1 protein-coding gene is annotated in these 6556 nt (G+C 33.7%); it reads left to right on the top strand.

Features of this window, described 5'->3' with window-relative positions:
* Nucleotides 1-542 precede the first annotated feature (542 nt).
* Nucleotides 543-6556, top strand: a 6014-nt coding sequence (locus EII29_RS10950) for an autotransporter-associated N-terminal domain-containing protein (RefSeq protein WP_125237560.1), incomplete at its 3' end; no start/stop codon positions are given.

The following is a 6556-nucleotide window of genomic DNA, read 5'->3' as shown; positions in this document are numbered from 1 at the left end:
ATCGGAGTTGAGAACCAGAGATTCGGAGTGACATTTAATGCAGGATATGATACAAAAGGAAAGAATGTAAGAGGAGGAATAGGATTTAGAGCTATTTACTAATAATTTTGAATCTATGAGAATAATTCTTAATAATCCTATTACTTAAGGATTTAAAAAGCTAAATGAAAAAGTACACTTAAAAATTATGTAAAAATTGATTTCAAGGGTGTACTTTTTTATTTATTACTTCTGTAAGAAATCTTTTATAAATTAGAAATAATTTTTTGGTTTTTATTATTTTTTATTTGGATTTATGTTTTAAAAAAGGGATTTTTTGAATTTTGGAGTTGTTTTTTTTACTATTATTTGTTATATTAAATAAAGACAAAACTAAGCTGTATTTAAAGAAAAACTATGAATTTCATCTAATATTATTATTAAATATAAACTTTAAAATAATTAAAAATGAAAAAGATTTAAGTGCAGAAAATAAAGTATTAAATTTTGAAAATAAGTTAAAAAATAAAAAAAATTTGAGAATTGGAAAAGGAGAAAAAGCAATGAGCAATAATTTAAAAAGAATGGAGAAAGATTTAAGAGCATTAGCCAAAAGATGTAAAAATATAAAGTACACAAAAGGGCTTCTGTTGACTTTCTTATTAATGGGAATGTCGACATTTTCAGAAGGGCTTATATCGCCTGGAGTAAAAACCGCAGAAAATACTATAAATCAGACAAGAAAAGAACTTGATACTTCTATAAAAGGATTACATACAGCATTCAGGCAAGCTAAAAGAGAAAACAACAAACTACTTAAAAATGCAAATCTTGAACTTATACAGTTAATGGAACAGGGAGATCAGGTAGTCAAGTCTCCTTGGAGTTCATGGCAGTTCGGAATGAATTATTTTTACAGTAACTGGAGAGGAGTATACAAAGGAAGAGGAGACAAAAAAGAAAAATATCCTTATGAAGGAATATTTGAAAGAAGTACAAATTCCTTTGAAAGATATACATCACCATTAAGTGAGCAGTATAAATTACTCTCAACATCATCTAATCCTTTTTCAGCATCATCAACTGCAAGACAGGGACTAAATAGAGGTTACGGTATATCAAGTACAATAGATTATACTGAGCCCCTAGCAAGTGCAAAAGCTGAAACTGCAATAATACCGAGAACTATAGTAAAATCATCTATACCGATAACACTACCTGTAATAAATGCACCTGTTGTTCCTATTATAAATATAAATTTGAGATCGCCGGAGCCTGTAGAATTACCTACAGTAACACCGCCGACTATTTTAGTCACATTACCTTCACCTAATACAAATCCTTTTAGTGATTATTGTTTTACGTGTGGGAATATAAGAAGTCATCATTCGACAGCAGTTTTTCCTCATAATGCAGGTGGAGAAATCCTTTGGGGAGGATATAATCCTAATACTCAGGCTTATACTCCCGAATATGGTGTAAATGCAGGAGTTAACGGAAATGTAAATAGACCGGGATCATTGACATATTTAAATAATCAAAATGATACTTCAGCTGCGAGAACAGGATTTGAATATGAAAATGCCGTATTTCATGCAGCAGGAAATGTAAATGGAGCCGGAAAATCCAGAAATAATCATGATGGACAGATAGCTATACACACAGTATGGAATGGGACTTTGAAAAACATTACAGGAAATCTTTATGGAAAAGCTGCATTTCTTTCAATAGAAACATGGTGGGCAGGTGTAAATAAATTTAACAATGTAAAAGTAAACATTCAGGGAGATGACAACAGTATATTTTATATTTATCCTGCAACTTATGAAAGAATACTCTTCCATAATACTCATACAGGTGCTCCCAGACAACGTGGCGGCTTTATAGGAACTGTAAATGCCGATATAGCATCAAATAATAATATAGTTTATTCAGCATTGGGTGCCCAAGGTTCTTTTGAACTGGACAGTAAAGGAACTTATAAACTTGAAGGTAACGGTAATATGGTTTATGCAGGTCTCGGATATACTGCAAATTATCAGAACCTTATAGGACATAATGTAAATATGACAAGTTATGACGGTAGTACAAAAACTGCCAATATTATAGACAAATATAATACAGGAATGACACCGTCATTGAAAATGACAACAGCACCTATATCTTATGGTGATAGAAATATAATATTGTTTTTTAATAATTCAAAAGATTTGACTAATATAGCCAGATGGTCACCTTTAGATACTATTGGAGTGGATAATTGGAGAAAATCAGGTGTAGGTATTTATCAGGGAGAGATTCTTGCAAAAGCAATTATAGGGGAAAGCTTGAATATAAATGGAGGAGCTACTCAAACTGCTAACGGTAATATGACAGGAGGTGATGCAGGAGCCGTAGAACAGAATGTCGGAGTATTTGCAATTTCAGGGCAAAGAGCCGGAATAACTCCTTCTACCGATTTAGGAGCACCTACAATTTATAACAATGACCAAATAAAATCTTTACAGGTAAATGATGTAGATATACGTTTCGGTAAATATTCCAAAAACGGAATTATGTTTGTATCACAAAACGGTACTGTCCTTGATGTGGCAAAATCTACAAACACTCATAGGGCCGGGGATAATACACTTGTACCTATAAAAACTACTGCAATACAGGACTATATCACTACAGGAACAGATGCAGTTTCTGCAGGAGCAATCTCTCATAATGATGTTGCAAATAAAGCAGCAACAGGAACAATTATCGCATATTCACAAGGAAACTGGAAATTGACAAATAATCCTAATATGACTGCAGCAGCTGCAACATTAGAAGGTTTGTCAAGTGAAATAAATATAGGTACAGATGTTGTACTGACAGGAAGATATAAAAATTATGGAAAAGATATAGCAACAAATAAAGATATTGAAGTATATCCTATAGCTTATGTTGCAAAAGACAAAGGTAAAATCTCAATTGAGAAAAATACTGAAGCAAAGGGATACAAATCCATTATTGCTTATGCTGAAACAGAAGGAAATGTAATAACAGAAGGAAATATTAAAGCAATGGATGAATGGGCTGCAAATGATGCCGATACACAAAAATATTTGTATTCAAATATCGGAGGGTATGCACTTTCAGGAGGAACAATTTTAATTAAAGGAAATTCAGAAATAAAAGGTATTGGAGCATTGGCAACGGGAGCTAATTCAAAAATACAGTTAAACGGTACAACAAATAAATTATATACAGGTTTATATGGAGGATTGATAGCTCAAAATAACGGAACTGTAGAATTTAAAGGTGGAACAATAGAAAATAAAGATATTACAGATGACAGTCATAACAATGTTACTCCTTTTTATGCTGAAAACAACGGAATTGTAAGGTTTACAGGAGCTACTACAATTGATATGTATGATGGAATACTGGTGTCAGGAACAGCTGCAGATTATACAACAAATGTAACAGGAACTGAAAAATATCAGGGAATGGGTAATGTAACAGTTGAATTGAGAAAATCAGGAGTAAATTTGGGAGTATTTAGAGATCTGAATACTACATGGGCAGGAAATTCATCAAATTCTTTTCTTAATGATGTAAAAAATATTGCTAAATTTAATGCAATAAATTCTAATGGATTTACATATACAACGTCTCTTATAGGAGGGACCTTAGCTATTAATGCCGATGTTAATTTAAGTGATACAAATGATGGATATAACTACTTAAATATGGAAAAAAAACTTGTAACTCTTAATGCAGGAAAAACAATAACAGGAAACGGTACAACATTTGTAGGTCAAGGTTTTTCAATAGGCTCCAATAATACTGCGTTGACTAATCAGGAATCAGGGTTATTTAATGACGGAACTGTAAATATTAACGGAGGAACGGCTGCTAACGGAATAGCCGGTATGAATGTAAGTTTTGGAACGGCTCATAACAGAATGTCAGGAAAAGTAATCGTTGATAACGGAGCAGGAATTTACGGAACAAATGGAAGTAAATTAATAAATGACGGAAATATAGAAGCTACTTCATCAGGAGTAGGAATGATGGGAACATCCACAACTTCTTCTCCAACGAATTACGGGACAGACTTGGCAGGCTCTCATGCAAATATTTCAGGAGCTAAAACAGTTGAAATAATAAATAATGGAGAAATAAAAGTAGCAGGAAATACAGCGGTGGGAATTTATGCTGACAATAATAAATCCGGTGTAACAAGAGATAGAGTTACTATAGACAATACAGGAAAAATTACTTTAAATGATGGTGGAGTGGGCATATTATTAAAAGGAACATCCGGAGTGGGAGGAACACTAAATCTTACAGGGACAGGTTCATCAGATATAAAAGTCGGAATAAATGGAATAGGTATTTATGCAGAAAATTCAGAAGCAAACTTACTTTCAGGGTATGGAATAGAAGTAAAAGAAGGCGGAACAGGAATATATGTTACAGGAAATACAGCATTGACGAACGGTTTCGGTCCATTAGAGCTTAAATATACAGGTTCCGGGACAGGAACTGCTGTAGGATTAGTATATAATAACCTGAATGCAGCAAATAATACAAATATAAACATAGTAAACAGTACAAATACGACCGGAGGAATAGCATCTATTTTTGCTGACGGAGGAGGAACTTTTACAAATAACGCTACAATAAATGCCTCCACTGTAAATGGATTTAATATAATTGGAAAGGGAACCGATATAGTAAACGGGGCTTCGGGAGTTTTAAATATTGCGGATTCAGCTGCAGTAACATCGCCTAATATCGGAATGTATGTAGATACGGCTGCAAATAAAGCTACAAATAATGGAACAATAACAGCAGGAAATAAATCTGTGGGAATATATTCTTATGCGGCAGAACTTGGAGCAGGTTCAACTACAACAGTAGGAAGTGAAGGAATAGGAATTTATTCAAGAGGTGGAAATGTGGATCTGCTTTCAGGAAGTAATCTGAATGTAGGAACAGCTGAAGGAGTAGGAGTTTACAACGATGGGAATAATCAGGTTATAACAAATAGAGGAAATCTGAATCTTGCTGATAATTCTTTCGGATTTGTAAATGTTGGAACATCAAACAAAATAAATAATCACTCGAATACAACTTTAAAAAATAATAATGTGTATATTTATTCAAATGATGTAAACGGAAATGTTGTAAATTATGGAAATGTTGTAACAAATGGACATAAAAACTATGGAATATATGCAGCAGGAATTTCAGAAAACTTTGGGATGTTGGACTTTACAAACGGAGTAGGAAATGTTGCAATGTATGCAAGTAATGGCGGAACAGTTATAAATAGGCTCGGAGGAACGATAAATGTCGGAGAAAGCGGTGCAAATCCTGATACTTCAAGTCCAATTAAAACAGTTTATGGAGTAGGACTTGGGGGAGGATATATTAAAAGAGATCCGATAACAAATGAAGTAATTTTAGACTCGGCAGGAAACCCGGTAGTTGGAGATACAGGAAATGTAAGAAATGAAGGTACAATAAACATAAAAGGTACAAACAGTACCGGAATGTATGTAGTCGGAGTTGGAAGTCAAGGAGTAAATACAGGAAACATAAATCTTGAAGCTGATGGAGTAACGGGAATATATGCGGATGAAGGAGCGATAGTCACTAATAGCGGAAATATAAGAACAACTGTAGCTGGACTTAAAGATGTGAAAGGTGTGGTTTTAGGAAGAAATGCAAAATTAATAAATACAGGTAAAATAGAACTTACAAATGTTAAAGGTGATAGTGTAGGACTGTTATTAAAAGGTGGAATTGTAGAAAATTATGGTGAAATATATGCTTCTAACGGAAGACATCAGGAAGAGTTCAAACAGAACGATACTGATAAAAGTATTTCTCCTGTCAATCCTAAAATAACAATATCTGCACCGGCAGGTTCACCTTCAGCAACAATAAGAGTAAATGGTCAAATTGTGACACCTGAAGTTATAAATACTTCAATGACCGGAGTACCGAAAGAAGTATCATTATCATCAATAGGAATGTATATAAATACTTCAAGTGTAGATTATACTGTGCCTATAAAGAATTTAGGACTTCTAACTTCAAAGGCCGATCTTATAATAGGAGCGGAAGCTGCACAAGCGACAACAAGTAAACATATTGAGATAAATGATCCGAACATTATAAATCCTTATAATAAAACTATCGAAAATAATCCGGGGGTAAGAGAATGGAATATATATTCAGGTTCATTGACTTGGGGAGCGACAGCTACTTTAAAAGATCCTTCAATAACAGGAATTCCGTTTCAGATAAATAAACTTTATTTATCAAAAATTCCTTATACAAATTGGGCAGGCAAAGAAGCCACTCCTGTAGATGTGAAAGATACGTATAACTTCCTTGACGGTCTTGAACAAAGATACGGAGTGGAGGGACTCGGAACAAGGGAAAAAGCATTATTCAATAAGCTGAACAGCATAGGAAACAATGAAGAAATTTTATTCTATCAGGCAACAGATGAAATGATGGGACATCAGTATGCAAATGTACAACAGAGAATAAACAGAACGGGTACATTACTTGATAAAGAGTTTAC

The organism is Leptotrichia sp. OH3620_COT-345 (genome assembly GCF_003932895.1).
Taxonomy (GTDB): Bacteria; Fusobacteriota; Fusobacteriia; order Fusobacteriales; family Leptotrichiaceae; genus Pseudoleptotrichia.
This window is presented reverse-complemented; position numbering and strand designations above follow the sequence as displayed.